This is a genomic window from Bartonella sp. AA2SXKL (genome assembly GCF_042197205.1).
GTDB lineage: Bacteria > Pseudomonadota > Alphaproteobacteria > Rhizobiales > Rhizobiaceae > Bartonella.
On the sequence record NZ_JBHIRN010000003.1, the window covers coordinates 154,111 to 179,464 of the forward strand.

The window sequence follows — 25,354 nt, forward strand, 5'->3', positions numbered from 1 at the left end:
TTATCAGCTCTTACCGTTTTGATGTGCACCATAAAGTATCTCAATAAGCTCTCTTGATGCGTCTGCAGTACGTGGACCAAATCCCAAAAAATACATAGCATCCATCTGTTTTATGGCATGATTTTTCGCTGCAGTTGTTGCTTGAACTGCCGGTATGGCTAAAATCTTATCAATGCTGGTTGATCTTGCACCATGTTTTACAAGCAAAATAACATCAGGATCTGATTTCAATAATGCTTCGCCGTTGAGAAGTTTATATCCTTTATAATCGGTGATAGCATTGATAGCGCCTGAAAGTTTGATCATACTATCAGCTGCAGTACCTGTTCCAGATGCCATGACGCGTCCATTTTGCACAGAGAAAACAAAAAGAACACGCTTTGGTGTTGTTACTTTCGCCAAACGCGCATCGTTGTCTAAAAAATTACGCTTCAATTTCTCAATTAACGCCGCGGCTTGCACTTCCCGATGAATGGCTTGACCAACGAGGCGAATCTTTTCTATCACATTTTCACGGGAGTAGTCTTCTGGTATGATCACCAGAGGTATTGATGTTTTTTTGAGAATATCAATTGTTGAAGCGGGACCACTTCCTTCAACAAGCAATATACCCTCTGGAGCAAGTGATAAAACCCCCTCAGGTGAAAGAGCACGCATATATCCAAGCACAGGAAGCTTGAGCGCTTCTTGTGGGTAGACGCTTGTACTATCACGGGCGACAAGTTGATCTTGGGCTCCCAATGCATAGACAATTTCTGTAAGTGCTCCGCCGATAGAAACAATTCGAGCATTTTCAGGAAAACGCGTTGCAGGTTCAGCAATTACTTGTTTAGAAAAACAAGTAAGAGAGAGCAGTAAACACGTAAGAAAAAGGTTTGATAACCTATGTAAAAGAGATATGAACATGTCTAACCTTATCTTATCTTAGTTACTGCTGTTTTCTTGGCATGATGGCAAACTATTCAATAAAGAACGCCAATCTTCACGTTCTTTTTGACCCTCCTTGCGTACGCCAAAAAATTGAATAACCATCTCATCATCTTTATCGAAAACTTCAAGTGAACTGACATAACCATCACGGGTAGGTTTGCGAACATGCCATACTCTAGCAATCCCAGACGTGAGTAAATGAAGGTCAAATCTTGGATCAAGAACATTAAGCCAAGGTCCCATTTGCTTAATATTTTTTACAGTCCCACTAAAAATTTGAATACACCCTTTATTCCCAACAAAACACATGATTGGCAGTTCTTGTTGTGCGACTTGGTTAAGCATTATTTCAACAGCATTTACCTGTAATTCATCGGCAAATTCATTACCAACATATTTTACAGCATGATGTCGATTAATTTTAAATTCGGAAATAATTTTGTGAAGTTGGTGTACATCTGTCATTTTCCGCCAACGATCCCGAAAACTCTCAATATCCAATTCTGTTATGTCACATTGGGCTGGGAGAGAAACGGGAAGAATGTTAAGAACAGGAGACTGATCTTCAAGAAGGAGCTTTTCAACAAGTTTATTCCACTCTTCCATATTTGTCATATCTTTAGAATAGACCTTTAAAATAGCAACGCCATGTTGATCAAAGAATTGCAGACTTTTTGTAGGTTTTCCAAGAATAACGACATCATATTCAAAACCGAACTTCCATTGTTTTGTAAAAATACGCAAATCAATTTCACCAAGTGTGATAGGAATATGTTCGTTTTGAACAATTTTTTCAAAGCGTCCCGTTATTTCGTGAACAGCATATTCATTGCGAGTTAAGACCATGACGGTTCCAAGTCGAGGTGCATTTTCCAAGAGAGTAGCAACATCAGTTTGTAGCCTTTTTGCTTTTCCAATGGTACAATAAGCCGCAATAAGCTCCGCTTCAGATATACCAATCGAAACCGCAAAATCGCGGTTTCGCATTTCTTTTTTTTCTTCACGCAAACGAAGAATCATTTCAGCTGTATGTGCCATGAATTTACCTTATGTTACTTAACTCAAAAACTAACTTTCAAATTTTACAATTCCAAGGCAATAAATTAAATTCTTTTAAGAGTTCAATCTATCACAAAATAACACTCTATCGCCAACAGCTGAGCAATCAAAAAACGATAAAACAGAAAGAATTAAAACTTTTCTACCAAATCTTTGTAATTTTAAAGATGTTGAAAATAGAAACACAATAATTAATCCTTTTATCAATACGATTTTATTGACCGAATAATTAACAGAAGTGACTAAAACTTTTGTACAAACGACACCTTAAAGTTACGACCAGGCTGGCTATAATAATCTTTTGGTGTTGAACTTTTACCTGAAGGAAGTTCAGATACATTCCAATATTTTGTATTGAAAAGATTATAAACACCGGCTCTTAGAATAGGTCCCGTTTCACCGAATGGTTTCCACCACCCTGTCATATCAACGACATGATATCCTGGAATTTTTTGGTAATCAGATTCTCCGGCTACTTTGTCACGTTTAGCTGCCAAAGTAAGGATAATATCGCTTCCCCAAACCTCTTTTGCATATCCTAATCCGATAACTGCTTTCAAAGGAGGAATTGAGTTAAGATACTCCTTTTTATCAAGATCTTTTCCTTGTGAATAAGCAAGAGCAACATTGCTATGAAAACCATTTTTAAGAACTAAATGGGCTTTTGTCTCAACACCAAAAATTTGCACGTGAAAACGATTCATGTAATGCCGACGCGCAAATCTAAATTCCTCTGATGGCCCTCTATCCTCAGTATCTATGAAATTCTTATATTTATTGAAAAAGGCATTGAAGGAACCACCGAAATTTACATTTCCATACCGTAGACCAACATCATACCCATTGCTTGTTTCTGGTTGAAGATCAGGATTCCCTTTCACGTAATAAGCAGAAGGTTTGATATAAGAGACGTAAAGTTCTGAAATACGTGGTGCACGAAAAGCCTGTGCCCACTGAGCATAGAGCGTTACTTGATTACGAACATCCCACTCCACGCGTAATTTAGGAGAAAAGCGTGAACCATTTCTTTCTGGAGGGAATTTATCAGAAATCAGTGCTTTCTCATAAGAAGGTGTTTTCTGAGGAACATATTTGTACCAATCATACCGGATTCCCGGTGTTATACGAAAACGATCATCAACCAACCCAATTTCATCTTCAAAAACAAAACCTAAATTGTAACCATTTGTGTCTGGTGAATCTGATCGATTAGCAGGAACAAAAAGACATCCCCGAGCGTATTCTTTTATATGACAATTGTCTTTACCTAACAAATAGTGATGAAATTTAGATGACGAAACATTCATTACAAACTTTAACGTATGGTTTATAGTGCCAAAATCCACTTTTTTAAGGGCATCAGCATTGAAACCATAATTGATATTACGCAAGAAATTATCTCTCAAATAATCCCCTTTGGGAGCTGAAACACGAACGCCTGTCATAACGTAACGACTTGATTGCCTTTGCCAATAAAGCTGCCCATTAAACGCATCAAGAACTGCATCACCATTACCATTATAATTATAAGAAAGAGAAAAGCGCTCACGAAGTTTATTATCCTGCTCATAAACGGAACCTGGAGCGTATCTTTTAGACGAATTTAATTCATGTGTGTTACTATTATGACCAAAACGCTCTGCGGTAAAACCAAGGCGGTGATTATCACTCAAATATTGATGAATTTTAAAAAGTAAGTTATTTTTATCAAAGTGAGAAGGGTTTTTGCGCGTGCGTTCCTCATACCCTTCTACTGTTCCCATATTTTTGCGCTCATGACCTTCTACATAAGATCCTTGAAAAAGTAAAAATGTTCGGTAATTACGCACAGCAAAAGCTTGATCGATGCGCCAGCTGTTATCAACAGAATTATAACCACCTTTTATAAGGCTTCCCCAATTCTTTTCTTCCACGATCAGGTCTTCAGGATCAAGGGTACGCAACGCAATGATTCCCCCTAAGGCGCCAGAACCATAAAGACTAGAATCTGATCCTTGAATAGTATCAAACGTAGAAAGAGCATTGAAATCAAAAGTTGTGTTTCCACCTCCACCACGGAATATATCATTAAACCATGGAAGAGAAATACCATCCATTGTCGTAAGAACACGGTTTGCATCTAAACCCCGAATAACGAAACTGTTATTTTCTGAGTTATAGGATACGGAAGGATTAAGACGACTCACATCATAAACATCAGTTATTTGTCTTTCATCAATATTCTTGTTGGTCTTACGATCAGTCAGAATGGTTATTGAATTTGAAGCATCTTCTATTTTTTTTCCTTTAATAAGGATTGGTTTGAGTTCAGTGACAGCACTTCCATCTTTATTTTGTGCAAAAACAAATGAAGGTATACAGACCGATAATGCACTTAAAATTACACAGCTTTTATAGATATTTTTTCGTCTTATTTGCATAACACATCATAACCCTTTTAAACATCCCCTCTCTGTTTTGAAATTTTTTAATACAAAAAGGCTGGACTCACTGATTAAAACTTGCCAGCCAAGTAGGAATGATTTTGACAACGGCACAAAATCATTAGAAGACCATATTAAACATGACAAAATCAGTCAAGAAAAAAGTTGCAATTTCAAAATAGCCTGTTTTAATGAGATTGAACACCAATATTAAGCTTAAAATAGTGGCAGAAGAAACGATGATTTTTGCAAATACGAAACAATTATTAACTCTTTGGATTGGTGCATTTATTGGGGCTTTCTTTTTGCATGTATTATTGGCAGCACAGTTTTATTTTCAAAGTACTGGTATAAGTAATGGCTTGCTCTCATCGGAGATTATGCTGACTTTTGTGCAAGAAACTGTATATCCGGATGTTGATACAGACTTGCCAGATATTCATAGAGAGTCGGATATTAATACAGAACAAGAAATATTACAGTCTGATCTCCTAGAGCAGGAGTCAGAAGGATTGGAATCCGTGGATGAAGTTCAATCGGAAGAACCTCAGCATATAGTAGAACAAGATGATTTAAAGCCTTTGGAAGAACCCCTACCTCAAAAAGTGGAGCATAAAGCGTTTATCAAAAAAACAATACAGATGCCAAAGGCCGTAGTAAAGCGCTCCAATGCAAAGGCGGTACGTTCTTCTTCCATCAACAAGGGCGGCGGTACAGCAGGGCTTGAAGATATGTTGTTAATGGAGTGGTTAGCAAAGGTACAGTCACAATTAGAAAGGCAAAAAAATTATATTGTGGGACAGCGCACCAATCGTACAAAAGGAACGGTGAAGTTAGAATTTATGGTGCATGAGCAGGGGAGTATTTTTTCTAGTCGTGTCATTGTTTCTGCTGGAGATCCAGAACTTGATCGATTAGCGATGGCAGCCCTTCGACGCGTTGGTTCTTTTCCACCACCACCACCATCAAAAGTGAATAAAACAATTAGAGTATCCCTAATATTTAGCTGATTTTTTATACGGGGCGATTTTCTTATAATATATTGATTTATAATGATTGTTTATAATTTTGATGAAAGTTCAAATATAATTTATTCGAATTTTTTTGATGTTGAATCAATCAAAACCATCCGCTTACTTATGATACAAGTTGAGGAGGAGCATGGATAAAAAACTTCTAAAAAGCAGTGAATATACTTCTTATGAGTGCTCTAAATGAAAGGGCTTTTGCAACATTGGGAGTTAAGGGATGATAGAGCTATAGCTTTTATTAATTAAAGGTTAATCGTGTCTAATCGATTTTTATACCATTCGTGAGAGGATTTTCGTAAGTACTTTTCAGATACACCGTTGTGAAATGGACTTAGAAACATTAAAATAAAACAATAATATAAATAAGAAAAACATACTATTTGGGGATGCTCTGTTTTGTGTAAAGGATGTGAGCTTATATGTAAAAATGAGAAAAAAGCAAAGTTTCATCTTTATTATTAAAAGATATTGACATATTTAAAAGTCGTAAAACCGAATGAAAAGGGAAGGGGCAGAAGAGAATTGTTTGTCTTTAAAGGCTTTCTAACTCAATGTGTCTGTCTTTCTGTTATCAGAAATAATCCAAACGATATATATATATATATAATAACGTGCTCTTATTTGGTATAGAAATGTTATAAGCAGAAAAAATAGTTTTAAAAAATGCTGTTTCACAAGATTTGAATATTGTCTAATAAGCAGCAGTAAAAGGATGAGCTATTTGTTTCACTCTTTTCTTATATTTGTAATCTCTATGATATTGTCGTTTATGTTGAGAAGAAATGAACTATTTGTACGACATGTTTATTTATAATGATAATTCATCATTTTGTATTTGGAATAAAAGACCAAAATAGCGGAGGGTTTTCTCATTTCGAATTTATTAATACTGAATTAATTAAAATTACTTTTTATATATCCTAAGAAGGTTGGTATGTGGGTACTATTTAAAAAGGAATAAAAACACTTCTTGTGAACGCATTTCAAATGCTATTTGGGAAGTTAAGGCATATTATTTCCGTCGACCAGAAAGCAAGTCGGTTTTTATATCTATTTTCCCAGTGAGTCTCGCTTTGTAGACACCATAATTTTCCATGACACACATCACGTAATTCCGTGTTTCTGTATAAGGGATACGTTCAATCCAATCGATGACGTTATCGAGAGGTTGTCCTCGAGGATCGCCATAGCGCTTGATCCATTCATTGACACGGCGGGGGCCTGCATTATAGCCAATAAGAGTTAGTATATAGGATCCATTAAAACGTTCCAATTGTTCATTGAGAAAATGGGTGCCTAATGTCACATTATAACGCGCATCACTGCTAAATCTTTTAGGAGACCATGCGATTGAGTATTTTTTTGCTAGTGCTTCTGCAGTTGTAGGAAGCAATTGGAGTATCCCTTGTGCACCTGCTTGTGATATGGCTGTTGGATTAAATTCGCTTTCTTGGCGTGCAATGGCATAGATAAGCGATTTTTCTTCTACAGAAATATGAGCAGAGTCTGGTATAGCTCCCAGAGGATGAGAGAGTGCTCCGACATTTTTTCCTAGGAAAGCAGCCATTTTTCCGATTCTGAGGCTGGTATAATAGTCACCATTTTTTTCTGCCATAACAGCCAGAAGAGCTAATTCACCGGGGCTTTCTATTTTTTTTCCGAGTTCTCTATAAAAAACTTTAGCAAACTCAGCATATCCAGCTTCTTCAAGACGTTGAATTGCTTTGATCGCTTTTCGTGCACTAAAATGTTGTCGCTCAGCGATTGTTGGTTTAGGAAAAGAGATATTAAATTTTTTTTGGTTGAGTCGCGCAGCGGCTAATTGACCATAATACGTTGCGCCAAAATGAGCGGCGCGATGAAAGTACAGCTGGGCATTTTGATGTTCTTTTAGCGTTTCTGCTGTTCGTCCCATCCAGTAATATCCACGTGATGCAGCAAAAGGTAAAGAGGAGAGTTGAGGAATGCGTGAAAAATGTTGTATTGCCAACTTAGGGTTATGAAGAAACCGTAGTGCATACCATCCTGCGTGAAATTCAGCATCGACGGCTAATGCAGATGTCATACCAGTGTGCCTTGCAACGAGTTGATAAGCTATTTGGGGTTTGTTTAAATCAAGCATTTCACGAGAAAGGGCGCGTTGCTCTTTCCACAATGATTGAGGGTTCATAAGATGGAATGCATCTTGTGATGTTTTCATCATGAGTGTTGCGGCTGCATCATATTGTTCTGTTCGCCGCAGATGGCGCATTCGAGCAAACTGGAAGAGAGGATCTTTTTTCCATACTCTTTCTAAAGCTTTTAATTTTTGTGTTGCGCTAGGATCATTTTTTTCAACCGCCACAAAAGCATTAAAAAGAGATTGAGCATGGGCTAATTTTGCAACGCGTGCCGCTGAATCAAAACGATGTGCATACAACATAAACTGCATGCGTTTTAAATGATCAATAGGTTTTAAGGCAGCACTTGCATTTTTAAGAACAAATACTTCTTCTTGTGCATTAAGCCGTGTTTTATGCCACCATGGTGCAATAATGTGTTGAGCACGGGTGATTTGTCCCGTTGCGATAAGTGCTTTAGCGAAGAGAGCCATCCCTTGTGCTGTTTGGGGGGGATGATGAGAAAATTTTTGGATAATGGCGTGTGTGATATTGGTTTCGTTAAGAAAAGCACGTTCAGCATTGCGTTGCATCGTTTCTATACCGGGCCATCCTTTTAGCATGTTGATTGCATTAAATATTTCAGAACTGGGTATATTAGCTTGGTTTGACACCCCCAGCGCCCATGTCAAAATATGACGATCAAGGCTATGTTTTTCCATTGAATTACGAAGATTTATTGTTTTTGCAATATTGTTGTTTGCTAGTGCATCTAGCCCAGTTTTCAGTTGCTGAAGTGTAGCAGTATTGTGTGATGTAGTGTGTATCTGTTGAAGAGATTCTTGAGCTTCTTTTGCGGTAAAGGGAGTAGGGCGAACCAAAGGGATTGGTACTTTCCCTTGCAAAAGGGGTGTTTGCGCGTATGCACTTGAAAATAAAATTCTTATTGCCAGTATAAGTGTAGTAAAGGTTGATACGAAAAGAGAGGTGGATAATACACGCATAGAGAAAAGACCTTGAGACCTTGCTTTTTGTAAAAACTTAAGGATTTATAGAACACAAGCATGAAAAACGCGTTAATATAGACGGCTTATTTTAAAGAAATGTTCAACATTTAAGGAGGGACATTTTCATCTTATGGGGGCTTTTTTTGAAATTCATCTTGCTTCAATGATAGAGCAAGATTATGTTCTATTTAAAATTTATAAAAGGCGATTATAAAAAAATAAAAGCAAACATTATAGGGAGTTTATCATGCTCAAGGGAGCTATAACTGCGCTTATCACACCGTTTGATAACAAGGGCGCGATTGATGAGAAGGCGTTTTGTGATTTTGTTGAATGGCAGATCACACAAGGGATTAACGGAGTAAGCCCTGTTGGGACAACAGGTGAATCAGCAACGTTAAGTCATGAAGAACATAAGCGGATTATAGAATTGTGTGTTGAGCAGGTTGCAAAGCGTGTTCCTGTTGTTGCTGGAGCGGGATCAAATAGCACAAGCGAGGCTGTAGAGCTTGCACAATACGCGCAAAAAGCTGGTGCAGATGCAGTTTTGGTTGTCACTCCCTATTATAATAGACCAAATCAATCTGGTTTATACAAGCATTTTTCTTCCATTGCCAAAGCTGTTTCTATTCCGATTATAATTTATAATATTCCTGGTCGTTCTATTATCGATATGGCTGTAGAAACGATGAAAGACCTTTATCAAGATTTTAACAATATCATTGGTGTTAAGGATGCAACGAGCAGAATTGAGCGCGTTAGTGAACAAGGTGAAAAGTGTGGAAAAGATTTTGTGCAGCTTTCCGGTGATGATTGTACGGCGTTAGGTTTTAATGCACATGGAGGTATGGGGTGTATTTCAGTTTCTTCTAATGTTGCTCCAAAGCTTTGTGCAGAGCTTCAAGCCGCTTGTTTTCGTGGTGATTATAAAACAGCACGAGAATTAAATGATCGCTTGATGCCTCTTAATCGTGCTGTGTTTATTGAACCTAGTCCAGCAGGTATTAAATATGCTGCTGCAAAATTAGGATTTTGTGGTGATACTGTGCGTTCTCCTATTGTTCCATTAACAGAAAGAACAAAGAAGATTATTGATGCAGCCCTCAGTCATGCTGGTCTTTTAAAAGCATAAAATGATATTGACAAAGCCATGAATAAAAAAAAGAACGCGCCCGTACGGAAAATAATTGCTGACAATCGTAAAGCACGTTTTAATTTTGAAATCCTTAATAATCTCGAGGCTGGTCTTGTCCTTCAGGGAGCGGAAGTGAAGTCCTTACGTTCTAATCATGCCAATATTGCTGAAAGCTATGCGAGTTTTGAGAATGGGGAATTATGGTTAGTAAACAGCTATATTCCTGAATATACGCAGGCTAATCGTTTTAATCATGAACCACGACGTTTGCGCAAATTATTACTTTCAAAACGTGAGATGGCACGTTTTTTTAATGCAACGTCTCGTGAAGGAATGACACTTGTTCCTCTCAAACTTTATTTTAATGAACGAGGGCGCGTTAAGTTGGAGATCGCTCTAGCGCGGGGGAAAAAGCTTCATGATAAGCGCGAAACGGAAAAAAAGCGTGATTGGGGACGTGAAAAAGCAAGACTTTTAAAAAGATATGGATGATGGATGCAATTTCGATATTCTTTATTTATAGCACTTTTTAAAACAGTTTTAGCATTGATCTAAGTATGTTTTTGCTGCTTGAAAGATTTGGTGAAACATGGCGTCTGTCAAGCGCCCAGTATTTGTATTATAACGAGAACAGTGATAGCTCGAAAAGATGCGTAATCTGCCGATGTTATTGATTTCACCGTGTCCAAAAGGGTGAGATAAAACTTTTGCATTAAGGGCACGTATCGTTGAATGGTGCGCAATGGTGCCTAAGGTAATAACGGCTTTAAGTTTGGGAAGATTTGTTAAAAGAGGTGAGAAGAAATAGCGGCACGTGTTAATTTCTGCACCGGTGGGTTTATTTTCTGGTGGAACACAACGAACAGAGTTAACAATTGCTGCATCAATAAGTTCAAGAGTATCGTCTGCTCTTTCTTCAAAGGTTCCTTGGGCAAAACCAAACTTTTTTAAAGTTGAATAAAGTAAGTGCCCAGCATAATCACCAGTAAATGGACGTCCAGTTCGATTTGCTCCGCGTAATCCAGGAGCAAGCCCAACAATAAGAAGGCGTGTTGTATCTGGCCCTTTATAAGGAAAGAATGGGCGCACCGGTGCGTTATACCAACTTGGTTCTTTTACACGCCAGCCAGCGATAAATTGATGAAGCCTAGGACATAAATTGCAATTTTGGGGTGGTTCTGGGCAAAGTGATGTTAATTGGCTATTCATGGTGTTAGGCATCAATCGTTTTTCTATTTTTTTGAGTCTTTATATAGCGTATATGACGGGTTATGTTTTGATAAACAATCTATAATGAATATAAATAAACTTTTTTAGAAGAAAGTTTAATATAAACTTATTGCTCATTATTGTGTAAAGAGAGATCATTTTTCAGTAATTTATTCGATGAATAAGAGTGCGATACACATGATGTTCAAAGAAAAAAGTTTTCTCTTTAGATAAAGATATTATCATAAAAAGTATGTATAAGGCTGCTGTTATTGCAAAGGGTTTAAACAGCAGGTATTCCTTTTAAAAGGATAAGGACTCCAGACAAGTATTTTGTCAAGAAAGACCTCCCTTTGTTTGAAGTCAATCTATTGGAATGCTTTTAAAAGAAATTTTGATAACAAGCATGAATAGGTTATACATTTTTATAAATTTTCCAAGATTTTTTTTAAATAAGTTCTTTAATCAAAAAATATAAAAGTTTGTGTTGTTTTTCTTGTGTTTTATTTTGATTATTGTATATACTCCTCTATCCGCTATTAAATTTTTTTATTTGAGAAAGAGGCATAAATGGCCCGCGTAACGGTAGAAGATTGTATTGATAAAGTTGACAACCGCTTTGAATTGGTACTTTTAGCAGGTCATCGGGCGCGTCAGATTTCACAAGGAGCGCAGATTACGGTTGATCGTGATAATGATAAAAATCCAGTTGTTGCTTTGCGTGAAATAGCAGAAGAAACATTGTCGCCTGCTGATTTAAAGGAAGACCTTATTCATTCGTTGCAAAAGCATGTGGAAGTAGATGAGCCAGAAATGGCAAGTGAATTTATTACCCATTCAGGTGAAGCTGAAAGTGTTTTTAATACGTCGTCGCAAGAAGAAGGTACTTCATTTGATCATATGTCAGAAGAAGAGCTTTTAGCGGGTATTGAAGGTTTGGTTGTTCCAGAAAAAAGTGACGATTATTAATTGCAGCAATTTATGTTACAGGAGTAAAGATACCTTGTCATGTAAGGAGCAATTATTTTTCTTGTCTTTTATTGATAGGACATGTTCAATAAAGATTAGAGGTGTGAAAAGATAAAGGATATGCTCGTATGATGCGTCAGTGTGAGCTTGTTGGACGTGTTCAACGTTACAAGTCTGACGTAGATGAGGCTCTTTTAAACAGGGCCTATGATTATGCAATGAAAAAGCATGCACATCAAAAGCGTGCGTCAGGTGATCTTTATTTTTCTCATCCTTTAGAAGTTGCTGCTATTTTGACAGATATGCGGTTGGATGAGGCAACGATTGCTGTTGCTCTTTTGCATGATACAATTGAAGATACAAGCGCTACACGAGCAGAAATTGATCAGCTTTTTGGTTCTGAAATTGGGAAGTTGGTTGAAGGGCTTACAAAGCTTAATAAGCTTGATCTTGTATCAAAGAAAGCCGTACAAGCAGAAAATCTTCGTAAACTTCTTATTGCTATTTCTGATGATGTTCGTGTTCTTTTAGTCAAACTTGCTGATCGTCTTCATAATATGCGTACCCTTGGTGTTATGCGTGATGATAAACGTCGGCGAATTGCTGAAGAGACGATGGATATCTATGCGCCACTTGCAGGTCGTATGGGTATGCAGGATATGCGTGAGGAATTAGAGGATCTCTCTTTCTTTTATTTAAATCCAGAAGGTTATCGTACGATTACCAATCGACTTTCTGAATTATTGAAACACAACCGTGATTTGCTTTCCACAATTGAAAATGAATTGACAAAACTTTTTTTGGAAAATGGCATTAAAGCAGATGTTAAAAGCCGTCAGAAAAAATCTTATTCAGTTTTTCGCAAAATGGAAAGTAAAGCATTATCTTTTGAACAATTATCGGATATTTTTGGATTTCGTGTGATTGTTGAGTCCGTGAATGATTGTTATCGTGCTCTTGGTGTCATTCATACGACATGGCCAATGGTTCCTGGTCGTTTTAAAGATTATATCTCTATACCAAAGCAAAATGATTATCGTTCTATTCATACAACAATTGTTGGTCCTTCAAGACAACGTGTTGAGTTGCAAATTAGAACGGCTGCTATGGATGAAGTTGCTGAATATGGGGTTGCTGCTCATTCCATATATAAAGAGCACGGTTCCAATTATTCGACTGTGAAGTTATCAAGTGAAACGAATGCCTATGCATGGTTGCGTCAAACGATACAATCTTTGTCTGATGGAGATAATCCAGAAGAGTTTTTAGAACATACAAAACTTGAGCTTTTTCAAGACCAAGTTTTTTGTTTTACGCCGAAAGGTCGATTAATTGCTTTTCCTAAAGGAGCTACGCCTATTGATTTTGCTTATGCCGTCCATACAGACATCGGTGATTCTTGTGTTGGTGTAAAAATCAATGGTCGTATTATGCCTTTAATGACCAAATTAAAAAATGGTGATGAGGTTGATATTATTCGCTCACACGCTCAAATTCCGCCAGCAGCATGGGAATTTCTTGTTGTCACGGGTAAAGCACGTTCAGCTATTCGACGAGCAAGTCGTGCAGCGGTACGTAAACAATATTCGGGTTTAGGATATCGTATTCTCGAGCGTTCATTTGAATATATGGGAAAGCAATTTTCAAAAGACCTTTTGAAGAAAGTTTTGCCACGTTTAGCACGTAAAGATGTAGAGGATGTATTGGCTGCTGTTGGGCGTGGAGAGCTGTTTTCCGCTGATGTGATTAAAGCGGTTTATCCTGATTATCAAGATCACCGTGTGGTACAAAAGTCATCTTTTAAGCCTGGGGAAGAAGGTTGGTTTAATATTGAAAATGCTCAAGGTATGATTTTTAAAGTTCCAGAAAATGAAAAGAATGCAATGGTCGAGAATCATCAATCTAAAGCCTTGCCTATTAGAGGAACCCGTGGAGATATACCCGTACGTTTTTCACCGGAAGGAGCAGTACCTGGAGATCGGATTGTTGGTATTATGCAGCCAGGAGCTGGGATTGTTATTTATCCAATACAGTCTTCAGCTTTGATGGCGTATGATGATCAGCCAGAACGATGGATTGATGTCCGCTGGGATATTGATGCCCAAATGAATGAACGTTTTCCTGCACGGATGAATATTTTAGTTGTAAATAGTCCTGGTTCTTTGGCTGAAATTACACAAATAATTTCTGCTAACGATGCCAATATCCAAAATTTATCTTTTATCCGTACAGCACCAGATTTTACAGAAATTATGATTGATTTGGAAGTGTGGGATTTAAAACATTTGAATCGTATTTTTTCTCAGTTAAAAAAGGCAGGTTCAGTAAGTACAGTACGGCGGGTTCATGGATAAAAAGAAAGATTTTGCAATGAATACACAAGATGTCATTGATATTTTTAAACAAGCAGATGCTATTCTAGAAGGGCATTTTATTTTAACATCGGGGCGCCATAGTGCGACTTATATGCAAAAAGCGAAAGTATTCATGCATGCTGACTTGACGGAAAAGTTATGTCGTGGATTGGCTGAAAAAATCAAAAAATCTATCGAGGGAAAAATTGACTATGTTGTTGGTCCCGCAATTGGCGGTCTTATTCCTTCCTATGAAACTTCACGTCACCTTGGTGTTCCTTCTCTTTGGGTAGAGCGTATAAATGGCATCTTTGAATTGCGTCGTTTTGAAATCAAGAAGGGTGCACGGGTTGTTATTGTTGAAGATATTGTAACAACGGGTCTTTCCATTCGTGAGACTGTTGAAGCGCTTGTTGCAGCAGGAGCAGAGGTGTTGGCCAGTGCATGTATCCTTGATCGTTCTGGTGGTAAGGTCAATGTTGGAGTTCCATTGATTGCGCTTGCTGAATACGAGATAACCTCTTATGCTAGTGATGCACTTCCTGCAGAGCTTTCTGTTCTTCCCGCGATTAAACCAGGCAGTCGAAATATTTAATTGTCGTTCTATTTTTTTTGTGCAAAAGCTTAAAAAGATTAATTTGGATGATATAGATTATTTCATCATCAAAAGATGTATATTGAGAGTCATATGCTTTTTCGTCGTCGAGAACCAATAGATTTTGTAACGCGTATTCGACTTTGGTTATGGCCACGTCGTTCATTTTCTCGCTCATTTTGCTACATACATAAACGTATTTTGCGTATATCAGCAACACCGCATGAAGTAGCATTAGGGGTTGCTGTTGGCGTTTTTTTAGCTTGTTCCCCTTTCTTTGGGCTGCATATTATTTTGGCAATATTTTTTTCTTGGCTTTTGCGTGCAAACTTTGCTGCCGCAATCATTGGGACAATTTTTTCTAATCCACTCACATTTTTATTGATTGTCATGGCTGATTATAAAGTAGGGTATTTTTGTTTATCACTTTTTAGCGATGTCAAAGAGATTTCTCTTTCGCAAATTCGTGCTCTATTTAATGGTTTGACATTGTCAAATCTCTCTCTCCTCTTTAAAGGCGCATGGGACACAATTATGAGTCCTATGATTTTAGGGGGAACTCTTTTAGGTATTGTTTTTGGTGGTTTATCTTATATAGGTGTTTATAGAGCAACGGTTCGTTTTAAACAAAAGCGATATCAAAAGATTATAAAAAAAAGGCGTTTAAAGAAGCGCTCATCGTAAGAAAGATCGGGTAATATCTTATGATTATTGGTCTTGGAAATGATCTGGTTGATATACGACGTATTGAGAAAATGTTGGTTCGTTATGGTGAGCGTTTTATTGAACGTATTTTTACGGATATTGAAAGAAATAGATCTGAAAATCTCAAAAAAAGCTCCTCTTCTTATGCAAAAAGATTTGCTGCTAAAGAAGCATGTGCTAAAGCCTTAGGAACGGGAATCGCTTGTGGTATCAATTGGAAAGACATGGGGGTAGTTAATTTGCCGTCTGGTAAACCAATAATGCAATTAACAAATCGTGCGCAAATACAACTTCAAAAGTTATTACCTCCTCATCATGATGCAGTTATTCATCTTAGTATAACAGATGATTTTCCTTGGGCACAGGCATTTATTATTATCGAAGCACTTCCACGTGGATAGATGGCATGAGAGATTGTGCTTTTGTTATTTGAATATTATGATGAAAAAAATTATATCTGTGATGAGAAGGCAGTTGGTGATGATCCAAAAAGATAAAGTGCATAAAAAAGAAAAAAAAGGTGGGCTTCGTGAATTTATTTCTGTTTTAATACAGGCTCTGCTTTTAGCAGCGTTTATTCGGACACTTTTTTTCCAGCCGTTTAGTATTCCTTCCGGTTCAATGCGTCCTACTTTGTTGGTGGGAGATTATCTGTTTGTTTCTAAGTATGCATATGGGTATTCTCGTTTTTCCATCCCCTTTTCTCCTCCTCTTTTTTCTGGACGGATTTGGGCATCTCAACCTCAACGTGGAGATGTGGTCGTTTTTCGCTTACCAAGTAATCCGAAGATTGATTATATAAAACGCGTTGTTGGGCTACCAGGTGATCGTATACAAGTCCGTCAAAGTGTCCTTTATATTAATGATGAGGCTGTTTCACGTCACTTTATGGGGGAGATTGATAATTCTGATATAACAGAGGTTAACTATCCTGTTGAGGTTTATCGCGAGACAATGCCTAACGGTGTCAGTTATGATACACTTGATTTAGCTTTCATCCCGAAAGTTGATGATACAGAAGTCTTTGAAGTTCCTCAAGGACATTACTTTATGATGGGAGATAACCGCGACAATTCAGATGATAGTCGTTTAGATGTAGGCTATGTTCCAGAAGAAAATCTTATTGGTCGCGCGAGCGTGATTTTCTTTTCTATCAGTAATGGTTCAAGTGCTTGGCAGATTTGGCGCTGGCCATTTGATGTGCGTTGGAAACGTTTGTTTTCTTTCATAAATACGGTTCATGATTTGCCGCTTATCAAGCAAGGAAACAACGATGAAACGTCTCATGATTGATCAGCTTTTCAAGCTGACGGGGCATCGTTTTAAAGATGAAGAGAGGTTAAAGAAGGCATTAACACACTCGAGTGTACAAGATTCGGAACAGGGGAATTATGAACGACTAGAGTTTCTAGGGGATCGGGTTTTAGGGCTTTTGATTGCAGAGATGCTGTATCAACTTTTTCCTCAGGCAAGTGAAGGTGAATTATCAGTCCGTTTAAATCATCTGGTCAATGCACAGACATGTGCTGATATTGCGCGTGAAATGAGACTTCCTGATATGATCCGTGTTGGTTTTGAGATGAAAAATTTTGAGGGGCGTCGACTTATCAACATGCATGCAGATGTCGTGGAAGCTTTGATTGCCGTAATATATCTCGATGGAGGATTGGAAAGCGTTCGCCCTTTTATTCAAAAATATTGGCAAAGTCGGGCAAAGAAAATGGATGCTGGTCGACGTGATGCCAAGACAGAATTACAGGAATGGGCGCATATCCAAGGCAATGCACAACCACATTATCAGGTTATAAAACGTTCAGGTCCAGATCACGATCCTGTTTTTATGGTAGAGGTCAGTATTTCTGGGTTTGCTTCAGAGATTGGGCAGGGAAGCTCCAAAAGATATGCTGAAAGAATGGCAGCTGAAAAAATTTTGCGACGAGAGGGTGTATGGAAAACAGTAGGAAAAAATGATCATGAGTGACGTTATGAAAAAGCGTTCTGGGTTTGTTGTGCTTATTGGGATGCCTAATGCCGGTAAATCGACATTGGTTAATCAATTGGTTGGAACAAAGGTTTCAATTGTAACACATAAGGTACAAACAACACGAACTTTAATCCGCGGTATTGTCATTCATGATGATGTGCAAATTGTGTTGGTTGATACACCGGGTGTTTTTCGACCCCATAAGCGCTTAGAACGAGCCATGGTCTCTGCTGCTTGGGGAGGGGCTAAGAGCGCTGATGTTCTACTCGTTTTAATTGACGCTCAAAGTGGTCTTTCGGATGAAGTTGATATGATGTTAGATATTGTAAACAATATGAAACAAGAAAAAGTTCTTGTTCTTAATAAGGTTGATACAGTTGTTAAATCATCTCTTCTAGCGTTAACCACTAAAATAAATGAACGTGTAAAGTTTGCGCAAACATTTATGATTTCTGCTCTAAACGGTTCTGGTTGCAAGGATTTACTTCATGCGTTGAGTAACATGATGCAGGAAGGGCCATGGTATTATCCGGAAGATCAAATTTCTGATATGCCTATGCGTCATCTTGCTGCTGAAATTACGCGTGAAAAACTTTTTCTTCGTCTTCATGATGAACTTCCTTATTCCTCAACGGTTGAAACAGAAAACTGGGAAGAGCGTTCAGATGGTTCCGTTAAAATTAATCAAGTTATTTATGTCGAGCGTGAGAGTCAGAAAAAAATTGTCTTAGGAGCAAAAGGCGATACAATTAAAGCGATTGGTCAAGCAGCACGTAAAGAACTCATGGAAATTATGGATCAAAAGGTGCATCTTTTTCTCTTTGTGAAAGTGCGAGATAATTGGGATACCGATCCAGAACGTTATCGTGAAATGGGATTGGATTTTTTAAAATAAGATTTTTAAAAATAATTAAAGTAAAATGAAGTGGAAAGAACAAGCCGTTATACTTGGTACACGCCAATATGGTGAAACAAGTGTTATTCTTGAGATTATGACACGTGAACATGGTCGTTATATGGGAGTGGTAAAAGGGGGGCGCTCGCGTCGCATGGCAGCTCTTCTTCAACCTGGAAATTTTGTGGAGGCTGAATGGTGGGCTCGTTTAGACGAACATTTGGGACTTTTTCGGCTTGAAGCTCTTGATTTACATGCGGCACGATTAATCTGTCTACCAGAAGCACTTTATGCTTTGCAATTGATAGCTTTTCATTTGCGGCTTCTTCCCGAACGTGATCCGCACCCCATTTTATATGATATTTTACACCTTTTTATGCAGAATTTTGATGAACCATTTGTAAATGCAGAATTGCTTGTACGTTTTGAAATGCGGCTTCTTGAAGAACTTGGTTTTGGTCTTGATTTATCTTGTTGTGCTGCAACAGGTCGTCAGGAAAGGCTTCATTACGTATCACCAAAATCTGGACGGGCTGTCTGTGAAGAAGCAGGGGAACCTTGGAAAAAAAAGCTTCTCATTCTACCACAGTTTCTTGTACACAGAACGACTCGTCCTGCTGATTTTAGTGACATAATAAATGGTTTTATACTGACGGGTTTTTTTCTTATGCGTCATGTCTGGGAGCCACGAGATATAAAGCAGCCGTCAGTGCGCATGAATTTGATACAATTGTTTGAGCGTCAATTTGGTGTACAGGCATTAATTGGTTGATCTGATGATAATTGAATGGGAAAATGAGAATTTTAAAGACAATTGCTGAAGTCCGCCAATATACTTCAGAGGAACGACGTTTAGGTTTTTCGATTGGTTTTGTTCCAACAATGGGGGCATTGCATGATGGCCATCATGCATTAGTACAGTATGCAAGAGCAATGTGTGATCGCGTAGTGGTTTCTATTTTTGTCAATCCAAAGCAATTTGGACCTCATGAAGATTTTTCTCAATATCCAAGAGATTTGAAGGGCGATTGTGCTTTGTTAAAAGAAGCAGGTGTTGAATGTGTTTTTGCTCCTTCTGTAGATGAAATGTGGCCACTGGGGAATGATACAATTGTACAAGTGAAAAAATTATCACGTATTTTGATGGGAAAATTACGTCCAGGGCATTTTTGTGGTGTAACAAGCGTTGTTGCTAAACTTTTTAACATTGTCCAACCAGATAAGGCTTTTTTTGGGGAAAAGGATTTTCAACAAATTTTAATTATTCGGCGTATGGTTGAAGATTTGGCTTTTCCTATTGAAATCGTTGGAGTTCCTATTCTACGGGAGTCAGATGGTGTAGCGTGTTCTTCACGCAATCAGCTTTTAACATTAGAAGATCGTAAAGCTGCCAAAATTATTCCTGAAAGTGGAAAAGCTGCTGAAAAGCTTTATCATGAAGGTGAACGGTCGGTTGATAAATTATGCAAAACTGTTCGTGATATTTTACAACAAGAAACGCGTGCAATCATTGAAGCGATAGATTTACGGGATATGGAAACTTTATGCGTGGTTAAAGGAACATTGAATAAACCAGCAGTTTTACTTCTTACTGTCCGCTTTGGTGAGATAAGGCTGATTGATCAATATATATTGCAAGAGAAGGGTGGAAAATGAGTGTACATAAAACCGTAAAGCGTATAACATCTTCCGAAATACGTGCACGAAAGGGACAACAGCCAATTGTTTCTTTAACAGCTTATCAAGCTTATACTGCGCGGATTGCTGATCCATATTGCGATATCCTTTTGGTTGGTGATAGCGTTGGGATGGTTGTGTATGGGTTTGAGACAACGCTTCCTGTTAATTTAGATATGATGATTTCACACGGGAAAGCCGTGGTGCGTGGATCTCAAAAAGCTCTTGTTGTTATTGATATGCCTTTTGGTTCTTATGAGGAAAGTCCAGAGCAAGCTTTTTTAAATGCATCGCGCATTCTTGCACAAACGGGGTGTGGTGCAGTTAAGCTTGAAGGGGGTGTTTATATAGCCCAAACAATAGATTTTTTGTGTAAACGTGGCATTCCAGTGATGGGGCATATCGGTCTTACACCCCAAGCAATGAATCGTTTTGGTGGTTTTAAAACACAAGGACGCAAGGAGAATGATTGGCAAAGAATTGAAGCAGATGGAGCAGCGATTGAAGAGGCAGGTGCTTTTGCTGTTGTTTTAGAAGCAATGGTCGAACCTTTAGCGGTGAAACTGACAGATAAGCTTTCTATCCCTACGATCGGTATAGGGGCGTCCAATCAATGTGATGGGCAAGTATTGGTTATGGAAGATATGTTGGGCTATGGTTCTCATGTGCCAAAATTTGTACGCCGTTATGGAGACCTTGAACAAGCCATGGAAACTGCAATAAAGAATTATGCAGAGGATGTCACATCTCGCGCTTTCCCAGCGGATAATGAAGTTTATAAACTAAAATAAACTTCAGTTTAAGATGAAAGGTTTGACAAGAGAACATTTTTTATTTTGATAATGAATGTGCATTATTTAATATATTTTGTATGCAATTTGAACTGTGATTTTTTCCATTTCTTTAATGAAGTCACGCCTCTCATGCAAAACAGAACGCCATTGGGTCGCTAATTCACGTGCTTTTTTAAAGAAAGCTTTCTTAAGGTACCCAACCTATTTCGCGACGGCGTTCGTTAATAGTATAGTGGTAAGTCCCTTATGAAGTTTATAAAATTTATAGAGTACTCCCGTCTTTACGCTTCATAAGAGAGCAAGCCGGCATCATCACACACTTTGCCAATTTTCAATGCTGCGACAGCGCTTAGCACTTGAGATGGTTCATAAGGAGCATTTTAACTCTTTCTTTAAAAAATTTTACCCACACGCCAGACCCGCTTGTGGTGTGCAAGAGAATGATTTTGATTGATTCAATATAAACAGATTTGAAATGAGTGAAGCTTACGATATTAGGAGCTCTCATTCAAAATGAAAAAACAATGAATTATTATTATAAGTCAGTGTGATGATTCTGTAATGACAAGGAATCAACAATGCGAAGAGTCTATAATCTTTGGGCATCCAAGTCATTAAAGCGCGTTAAAAATGCGTTTTCAATGTGTTGTGTAGAATAGGGGGATAAATTAAGATCATCGGGTAGAATATTATTGGGAGAGCCAAAATAGCGAAGGGCTTCTTCTGTATTAAATCCAGCAAGCGTAATCGCTTCATAATAGGCAGCAATACGGTCGGCTTGTTTAATTTTTTTTAAAAGTTTTTGAGAAAGATCAACGGGAAGAGAAAAGCGCATGTGGATAGCATCTTGGATGCGCTTTTCAACGCGTTCATATTGTTTTCCTATGACAGCTTTAAAAGGGGAAATCATATCGCCGATGACATATTCTGGAGCATCATGAAGAAGGGCATAAAGACATTCGTTGCTTTCCGATTGTGGAAAAAGTTTTTGAAATATTTGTTCAACCAAAAGTGAATGTTGTGCAACAGAATAGGCATGCTCTCCTCGTGTTTGACCGTTCCAACGTGCCACGCGAGAAAGTCCATGGGCAATATCTTCAATTTCAACATCAAAAGGAGAAGGGTTGAGAAGATCAAGTCGCCTTCCAGAGAGCATTCTTTGCCAAGCGCGGGCTTCTCCATTTTTTAATAATTCAGCTTTAGCCATGAGTATTTTCTATAGTATTTTCAGGAAAGGTAAAATTCATATTTTCAGCAATGCTTATAGTGACAGGAATGTTTTTTACAGTAAAGGGGATGTTATAATCCATAGCATCTTTGACGTGGTCAATACGCATTAAAGCAAGAGCCTCATTTTCTACACATGTTCCCAAGTAGCCAAGCACTTTTGTTCCTGCTTCAATGTTAGATTGAGGGGTTAATTTACACTGGCCTTTTACAATAAAAATACGGCGACGTGCTGCACGGCGGTGGTGCATTCGTGAAACAATTTCTTGTCCAATATAACATCCTTTATTGAATGCAAGTCCATTGATTTGATCGTAATTAATATCATGAGGAAAGACTTTGCCAATTTCATAGTCTTGATCACTTTCCGCAATTGCATAACGGATACGCAATTGATTCCATGTGTCATGATATTCTGAAGTTAAAAAAGGTTTTTTGCCATAGATTCGTATTATTTTTTCTTGTTGTGGGAAGCGTTTATCAACAAAACTTGAATCAAAATTTAAAGAATCTGATTCATTATTCAAAGAAACTGTAACAAGCTCTTGAAATGGTTGTGTAATTTCTACTTTTTTGCGCAGCTTATAGAGCAACAGACGCTTATGGAGCGTATCAGCTAAAGGCATCCTGATATCAATCAGGTAACCATCTTCTTTTTTTCCGATAAGAAAATCAGCAAGAACCTTTCCTTGTGGGGATAAAAGGGCTCCAGGGAAAAGTTCCTGTGGACTGATTTTTTTTACATCTGTCGTGATCAGGGATTGTAGAAAATCTGTTGCTTCTTCGCCTGTAATTTGAATAAGCCCGCGGTTTTTTAAGCAAATGGCATTTTGTTTTTTAATCATGGTTCTTGCCTTTCTGCTCAAAGTTACATAATCGATAAGTGAGCAATATGTAAGGAGCGTGGTTATGTTTAAAACATTTGATACAATTTTTAAAGGTGCAACACTTGTGAATCATGATGGAAGAAGCAAGCGTGATATTGGTATTACAAATGGTCGTATTGCTGAAATAGGCGACCTTACATGTGCATCGGCTAGTGAGGTCATTGATTGTACAGGGCTTCATATTTTACCAGGAATTATTGATAGCCAAGTGCATTTTCGTGAACCAGGAAATGAATATAAGGAGGATTTGGAAAGTGGCTCGTATTCTGCCGTGTTAGGGGGGGTTACGGCAGTTTTTGAAATGCCTAATACCAGTCCATTAACAACATCAGAAGAAACATTAAGCGATAAGGTTCAACGCGCATTTCATCGAATGCATTGTGATTTTGCATTTTGGGTTGGAGGAACGCGTGAAAATGCTCATGAATTGTCTGAATTAGAAAGACTTCCTGGTACGGCTGGAATTAAAGTCTTTATGGGGTCCTCTACCGGTGATCTTTTGGTTGATGATGATGAAAGTGTACGCCTTATTTTGAAGAATACACGCCGTCGTGCAGCTTTTCATTCTGAAGATGAGGCGAGGCTCAAAGAGCGTAAAATATTGCGTATTGAAGGGGATGCATCGTCACATCCGATTTGGCGTGATGAAGTTGCGGCATTAAAATGTACGCAGCGTTTGGTAAAAATTGCTCATGAGACGAAGGCTCGGATTCATGTGTTACATCTTTCGACAGAAGAAGAAATTGATTTTCTAAAAAAACATAAGGATGTTGCAACAATTGAAGTGACACAACATCATTTGACGCTCACGGCTGATGATTATAAGAAGTTTGGTACATTAATTCAGATGAATCCGCCTATTCGTGAGCCGCGCCACCGTGACGCTCTTTGGTACGGTGTTCAACAAGGAATTATTGATGTCTTAGGTTCAGATCATGCGCCTCATACTCTTGAAGAAAAACTTCAACCTTATCCCTCTTCACCTTCAGGTATGACAGGCGTGCAAACAACAGCAGCAATTATGTTGACACATGTGAATGCAGGAAAAATATCTCTTGAACGTTTTGTTGATCTCACTTCACATGGCCCTAGTCGTATTTTTGGTATAAGTTGTAAAGGGCGCATTGCTGTTGGGTTTGATGCTGATTTAACCATTGTTGATCTTAAGCGAGAGGAAATTATTACGAATAGCTTAATTGGTTCTCGCGCCGGTTGGACACCTTATGATGGTCAAAAAGTTAAAGGTTGGCCTGTTGGGACTATTATCCGTGGTATGCGCGTTATGTGGGAAGGTGAAATTGTTACACCTTCACAAGGAGAGCCTGTTAAATTTATGGAAACTTTGGTGTAAACAGATTAAAATTATAAGTATGCCGTAAAATACCATCTTTTAGAGTGGTGATATAGGGTATGTCAGCCTCTTTGATACATAAGTGTTTTTTTAATGCGTGGTGAATATTCTTAGGCTTGTTTGTAGAAACTATGCAGCAAATTACATGCGTTAGAAGCCAAGAGGAACCTTGTTCAACAAGAACCTAGATTATTTACAGAGCAAATTTAGTTAAAAATCTTCGTCCTTTGAGGTGTGGGGAGGAAGCCAAAGAGCGATTTTGTATGGGGAAAAAGGCGCTCATACGAATAAAAGCGTATCGAGACATTATTCTTTAAACGTCTCTCTATTTTCAGAGCTGGTTTATTGCTCCCCGCATTTGTGAAAGGAGTATCATTGATACCGCTAAAATTGAGAGAGATACTTTTTGTATAGATTAATTATTTATAATGCATGAGGAGGTTTTCAGATAAAATTCTTCCTTCCTCAATGTATCTTTGGTTGGCTTCAATGGCTGCTTGTGTACAATGATGATAATTTTCTGAGAAAGCACGATACGCTTCATTAAACGCTTCATAAAAATAAGCACGTCTTTGTGGAATGGGGCGTTCTGCTTCAATCAGTGCATTCATATAGTCATACCATTGGTTTGTTGGAGGCTCGCAAAGATTTTGGAGAGAATGCAATGATCCCAAAATTTCTGCTAGTCGGAGTAATTTTTTTTCATAAGGTGGAGATTGTTGTGCAAAGGTTGGCATTGAAATGACAAGAAATATTAAAATAATGATGTTCATCAATCTATACCGCATTATTTTTATTGCTTTCTTTGAATAAAACTCTGTAAAGATAAAATAATTTTGTCATGAGAACGGTGTAAAAATAAAGTTAATTGCTACATTATTCTCAATTATTGATTATAAAATATAGGGCGTAAGAGGCAGTAAGGAACCCATTGTGGAATATTGAAAATACTGACGAAGCTTTGTGTGGTTAAAAATTTAAGATTTTCTTTCTGCAAACTATCTATTTTTCACATAGATTTAT

Annotated in this window: 23 protein-coding genes and 1 pseudogene; 15 read left to right on the top strand and 9 right to left on the bottom strand. The window is 38.0% G+C overall.

The genetic code is table 11. The features are described from left to right. Nucleotides 1-3: 3 nt before the first annotated feature. The 3 genes from ACFINS_RS03275 to ACFINS_RS03285 form a co-directional block, all read right to left on the bottom strand. Complete coding sequence (locus ACFINS_RS03275; RefSeq protein ID WP_375649502.1) at nt 4-906, bottom strand: hemin ABC transporter substrate-binding protein; 903 nt, start codon at nt 904-906, stop codon at nt 4-6. A gap of 18 nt (nt 907-924) precedes the next feature. Then, nucleotides 925-1,968, bottom strand: a complete 1,044-nt coding sequence (locus ACFINS_RS03280; protein ID WP_375611207.1) for a hemin-degrading factor — start codon at nt 1,966-1,968, stop codon at nt 925-927. 263 nt (nt 1,969-2,231) lie between these two features. Beyond that, nucleotides 2,232-4,409, bottom strand: a complete 2,178-nt coding sequence (locus tag ACFINS_RS03285; RefSeq protein ID WP_375611208.1) for a TonB-dependent hemoglobin/transferrin/lactoferrin family receptor — start codon at nt 4,407-4,409, stop codon at nt 2,232-2,234. A 242-nt stretch (nt 4,410-4,651) separates the two neighbouring features. Between ACFINS_RS03285 and ACFINS_RS03290 the strand changes: the two genes are divergently transcribed. After that, the gene (locus ACFINS_RS03290; RefSeq protein WP_375649667.1) at nt 4,652-5,422 is read left to right on the top strand and encodes an energy transducer TonB; all 771 of its coding nucleotides are present in this window, start codon (nt 4,652-4,654) and stop codon (nt 5,420-5,422) included. Between the two features lie 1,033 nt (nt 5,423-6,455). On the opposite strand, the gene ACFINS_RS03295 is transcribed toward ACFINS_RS03290, so the two are convergent. After that, nucleotides 6,456-8,546 (bottom strand): lytic transglycosylase domain-containing protein, encoded by a 2,091-nt coding sequence (locus tag ACFINS_RS03295; protein ID WP_375705895.1) that lies wholly within the window; start codon nt 8,544-8,546, stop codon nt 6,456-6,458. Between the two features lie 250 nt (nt 8,547-8,796). Between ACFINS_RS03295 and dapA the strand changes: the two genes are divergently transcribed. Together dapA and smpB are read left to right on the top strand one after the other, a co-directional pair. Continuing rightward, on the top strand, nt 8,797-9,681 hold the full coding sequence (gene dapA, locus ACFINS_RS03300; protein ID WP_375612952.1) for a 4-hydroxy-tetrahydrodipicolinate synthase: 885 nt from the start codon (nt 8,797-8,799) through the stop codon (nt 9,679-9,681). Between the two features lie 18 nt (nt 9,682-9,699). After that, nucleotides 9,700-10,176 carry an SsrA-binding protein SmpB gene (gene smpB, locus ACFINS_RS03305; protein ID WP_012231306.1) on the top strand — a complete coding sequence of 159 codons (477 nt, stop codon included), beginning with the start codon at nt 9,700-9,702 and terminating at the stop codon, nt 10,174-10,176. Nucleotides 10,177-10,224: 48 nt separating this feature from the next. Here the strand turns inward: smpB and ACFINS_RS03310 are convergent, their stop codons facing one another. After that, the gene (locus ACFINS_RS03310) at nt 10,225-10,893 is read right to left on the bottom strand and encodes a uracil-DNA glycosylase (RefSeq protein ID WP_375630891.1); all 669 of its coding nucleotides are present in this window, start codon (nt 10,891-10,893) and stop codon (nt 10,225-10,227) included. Nucleotides 10,894-11,463: 570 nt separating this feature from the next. Between ACFINS_RS03310 and rpoZ the strand changes: the two genes are divergently transcribed. From rpoZ to panB, 11 genes are all read left to right on the top strand, one after another. Further along, a complete protein-coding gene (gene rpoZ, locus ACFINS_RS03315; protein WP_273791104.1) occupies nt 11,464-11,862 on the top strand; it encodes a DNA-directed RNA polymerase subunit omega in 399 nt (132 codons plus the stop codon). Between the two features lie 128 nt (nt 11,863-11,990). Beyond that, nucleotides 11,991-14,216, top strand: coding sequence for a RelA/SpoT family protein (locus ACFINS_RS03320; RefSeq protein WP_375611211.1), 2,226 nt, complete (start codon nt 11,991-11,993; stop codon nt 14,214-14,216). A 16-nt stretch (nt 14,217-14,232) separates the two neighbouring features. Beyond that, the gene (pyrE, locus tag ACFINS_RS03325) at nt 14,233-14,811 is read left to right on the top strand and encodes an orotate phosphoribosyltransferase (RefSeq protein ID WP_375629334.1); all 579 of its coding nucleotides are present in this window, start codon (nt 14,233-14,235) and stop codon (nt 14,809-14,811) included. Between the two features lie 93 nt (nt 14,812-14,904). After that, nucleotides 14,905-15,495 (top strand): DUF2062 domain-containing protein, encoded by a 591-nt coding sequence (locus ACFINS_RS03330; RefSeq protein ID WP_375606309.1) that lies wholly within the window; start codon nt 14,905-14,907, stop codon nt 15,493-15,495. 20 nt (nt 15,496-15,515) lie between these two features. Then, nucleotides 15,516-15,917, top strand: a complete 402-nt coding sequence (gene acpS, locus ACFINS_RS03335; protein WP_375629295.1) for a holo-ACP synthase — start codon at nt 15,516-15,518, stop codon at nt 15,915-15,917. A 79-nt stretch (nt 15,918-15,996) separates the two neighbouring features. Then, nucleotides 15,997-16,809, top strand: a complete 813-nt coding sequence (gene lepB / locus ACFINS_RS03340) for a signal peptidase I (RefSeq protein ID WP_375611213.1) — start codon at nt 15,997-15,999, stop codon at nt 16,807-16,809. Next, a complete protein-coding gene (gene rnc, locus ACFINS_RS03345) occupies nt 16,790-17,497 on the top strand; it encodes a ribonuclease III (protein ID WP_375612949.1) in 708 nt (235 codons plus the stop codon). The genes lepB and rnc overlap by 20 nt, the downstream gene beginning before the upstream one ends. Beyond that, on the top strand, nt 17,490-18,395 hold the full coding sequence (era, locus tag ACFINS_RS03350; protein WP_375612948.1) for a GTPase Era: 906 nt from the start codon (nt 17,490-17,492) through the stop codon (nt 18,393-18,395). The genes rnc and era overlap by 8 nt, the downstream gene beginning before the upstream one ends. Before the next feature lie 25 nt (nt 18,396-18,420). Next, complete coding sequence (recO, locus tag ACFINS_RS03355; RefSeq protein ID WP_375638092.1) at nt 18,421-19,167, top strand: DNA repair protein RecO; 747 nt, start codon at nt 18,421-18,423, stop codon at nt 19,165-19,167. A 23-nt stretch (nt 19,168-19,190) separates the two neighbouring features. Further along, nucleotides 19,191-20,051 carry a pantoate--beta-alanine ligase gene (panC, locus tag ACFINS_RS03360; RefSeq protein WP_375700756.1) on the top strand — a complete coding sequence of 287 codons (861 nt, stop codon included), beginning with the start codon at nt 19,191-19,193 and terminating at the stop codon, nt 20,049-20,051. Continuing rightward, nucleotides 20,048-20,863: a 3-methyl-2-oxobutanoate hydroxymethyltransferase gene (panB, locus tag ACFINS_RS03365; RefSeq protein WP_375611218.1), complete on the top strand. Its 816-nt coding sequence runs from the start codon at nt 20,048-20,050 to the stop codon at nt 20,861-20,863. The genes panC and panB overlap by 4 nt, the downstream gene beginning before the upstream one ends. 99 nt (nt 20,864-20,962) lie before the next feature. Here the strand turns inward: panB and ACFINS_RS03370 are convergent. From ACFINS_RS03370 to ACFINS_RS03380, 3 genes and pseudogenes are all read right to left on the bottom strand, one after another. Further along, nucleotides 20,963-21,104, bottom strand: a pseudogene (locus tag ACFINS_RS03370) (integrase); the annotation flags it as partial. A 351-nt stretch (nt 21,105-21,455) separates the two neighbouring features. After that, a complete protein-coding gene (locus ACFINS_RS03375) occupies nt 21,456-22,073 on the bottom strand; it encodes a YfbR-like 5'-deoxynucleotidase (protein ID WP_375700757.1) in 618 nt (205 codons plus the stop codon). Beyond that, a complete protein-coding gene (locus tag ACFINS_RS03380) occupies nt 22,066-22,938 on the bottom strand; it encodes a YgfZ/GcvT domain-containing protein (protein WP_375700758.1) in 873 nt (290 codons plus the stop codon). The genes ACFINS_RS03375 and ACFINS_RS03380 overlap by 8 nt, the downstream gene beginning before the upstream one ends. Nucleotides 22,939-23,002: 64 nt before the next feature. Between ACFINS_RS03380 and ACFINS_RS03385 the strand changes: the two genes are divergently transcribed. After that, the gene (locus ACFINS_RS03385) at nt 23,003-24,331 is read left to right on the top strand and encodes a dihydroorotase (protein ID WP_375705896.1); all 1,329 of its coding nucleotides are present in this window, start codon (nt 23,003-23,005) and stop codon (nt 24,329-24,331) included. A gap of 419 nt (nt 24,332-24,750) precedes the next feature. On the opposite strand, the gene ACFINS_RS03390 is transcribed toward ACFINS_RS03385, so the two are convergent. Continuing rightward, a complete protein-coding gene (locus ACFINS_RS03390) occupies nt 24,751-25,119 on the bottom strand; it encodes a TIGR02301 family protein (RefSeq protein WP_375612942.1) in 369 nt (122 codons plus the stop codon). Between the last annotated feature and the right edge of the window lie 235 nt (nt 25,120-25,354).

What these genes read in the sequence shown, in the direction of transcription:
- ACFINS_RS03285 (WP_375611208.1), bottom strand. Translation starts at nt 4,409, where the DNA reads ATGCAAATAAGACGAAAAAATATCTATAAAAGCTGTGTAATTTTAAGT.
- ACFINS_RS03280 (WP_375611207.1), bottom strand. Translation starts at nt 1,968, where the DNA reads ATGGCACATACAGCTGAAATGATTCTTCGTTTGCGTGAAGAAAAAAAA.
- panB (WP_375611218.1), top strand. Translation starts at nt 20,048, where the DNA reads ATGAGTGTACATAAAACCGTAAAGCGTATAACATCTTCCGAAATACGT.
- smpB (WP_012231306.1), top strand. Translation starts at nt 9,700, where the DNA reads ATGAATAAAAAAAAGAACGCGCCCGTACGGAAAATAATTGCTGACAAT.
- rnc (WP_375612949.1), top strand. Translation starts at nt 16,790, where the DNA reads ATGAAACGTCTCATGATTGATCAGCTTTTCAAGCTGACGGGGCATCGT.
- ACFINS_RS03310 (WP_375630891.1), bottom strand. Translation starts at nt 10,893, where the DNA reads ATGAATAGCCAATTAACATCACTTTGCCCAGAACCACCCCAAAATTGC.
- ACFINS_RS03330 (WP_375606309.1), top strand. Translation starts at nt 14,905, where the DNA reads ATGCTTTTTCGTCGTCGAGAACCAATAGATTTTGTAACGCGTATTCGA.
- recO (WP_375638092.1), top strand. Translation starts at nt 18,421, where the DNA reads ATGAAGTGGAAAGAACAAGCCGTTATACTTGGTACACGCCAATATGGT.
- lepB (WP_375611213.1), top strand. Translation starts at nt 15,997, where the DNA reads ATGATCCAAAAAGATAAAGTGCATAAAAAAGAAAAAAAAGGTGGGCTT.
- acpS (WP_375629295.1), top strand. Translation starts at nt 15,516, where the DNA reads ATGATTATTGGTCTTGGAAATGATCTGGTTGATATACGACGTATTGAG.
- ACFINS_RS03320 (WP_375611211.1), top strand. Translation starts at nt 11,991, where the DNA reads ATGATGCGTCAGTGTGAGCTTGTTGGACGTGTTCAACGTTACAAGTCT.
- ACFINS_RS03375 (WP_375700757.1), bottom strand. Translation starts at nt 22,073, where the DNA reads ATGGCTAAAGCTGAATTATTAAAAAATGGAGAAGCCCGCGCTTGGCAA.
- ACFINS_RS03295 (WP_375705895.1), bottom strand. Translation starts at nt 8,546, where the DNA reads ATGCGTGTATTATCCACCTCTCTTTTCGTATCAACCTTTACTACACTT.
- ACFINS_RS03380 (WP_375700758.1), bottom strand. Translation starts at nt 22,938, where the DNA reads ATGATTAAAAAACAAAATGCCATTTGCTTAAAAAACCGCGGGCTTATT.
- pyrE (WP_375629334.1), top strand. Translation starts at nt 14,233, where the DNA reads ATGAATACACAAGATGTCATTGATATTTTTAAACAAGCAGATGCTATT.
- ACFINS_RS03290 (WP_375649667.1), top strand. Translation starts at nt 4,652, where the DNA reads ATGATTTTTGCAAATACGAAACAATTATTAACTCTTTGGATTGGTGCA.
- ACFINS_RS03385 (WP_375705896.1), top strand. Translation starts at nt 23,003, where the DNA reads ATGTTTAAAACATTTGATACAATTTTTAAAGGTGCAACACTTGTGAAT.
- ACFINS_RS03390 (WP_375612942.1), bottom strand. Translation starts at nt 25,119, where the DNA reads ATGCGGTATAGATTGATGAACATCATTATTTTAATATTTCTTGTCATT.
- era (WP_375612948.1), top strand. Translation starts at nt 17,490, where the DNA reads ATGAGTGACGTTATGAAAAAGCGTTCTGGGTTTGTTGTGCTTATTGGG.
- panC (WP_375700756.1), top strand. Translation starts at nt 19,191, where the DNA reads ATGAGAATTTTAAAGACAATTGCTGAAGTCCGCCAATATACTTCAGAG.
- ACFINS_RS03275 (WP_375649502.1), bottom strand. Translation starts at nt 906, where the DNA reads ATGTTCATATCTCTTTTACATAGGTTATCAAACCTTTTTCTTACGTGT.
- dapA (WP_375612952.1), top strand. Translation starts at nt 8,797, where the DNA reads ATGCTCAAGGGAGCTATAACTGCGCTTATCACACCGTTTGATAACAAG.
- rpoZ (WP_273791104.1), top strand. Translation starts at nt 11,464, where the DNA reads ATGGCCCGCGTAACGGTAGAAGATTGTATTGATAAAGTTGACAACCGC.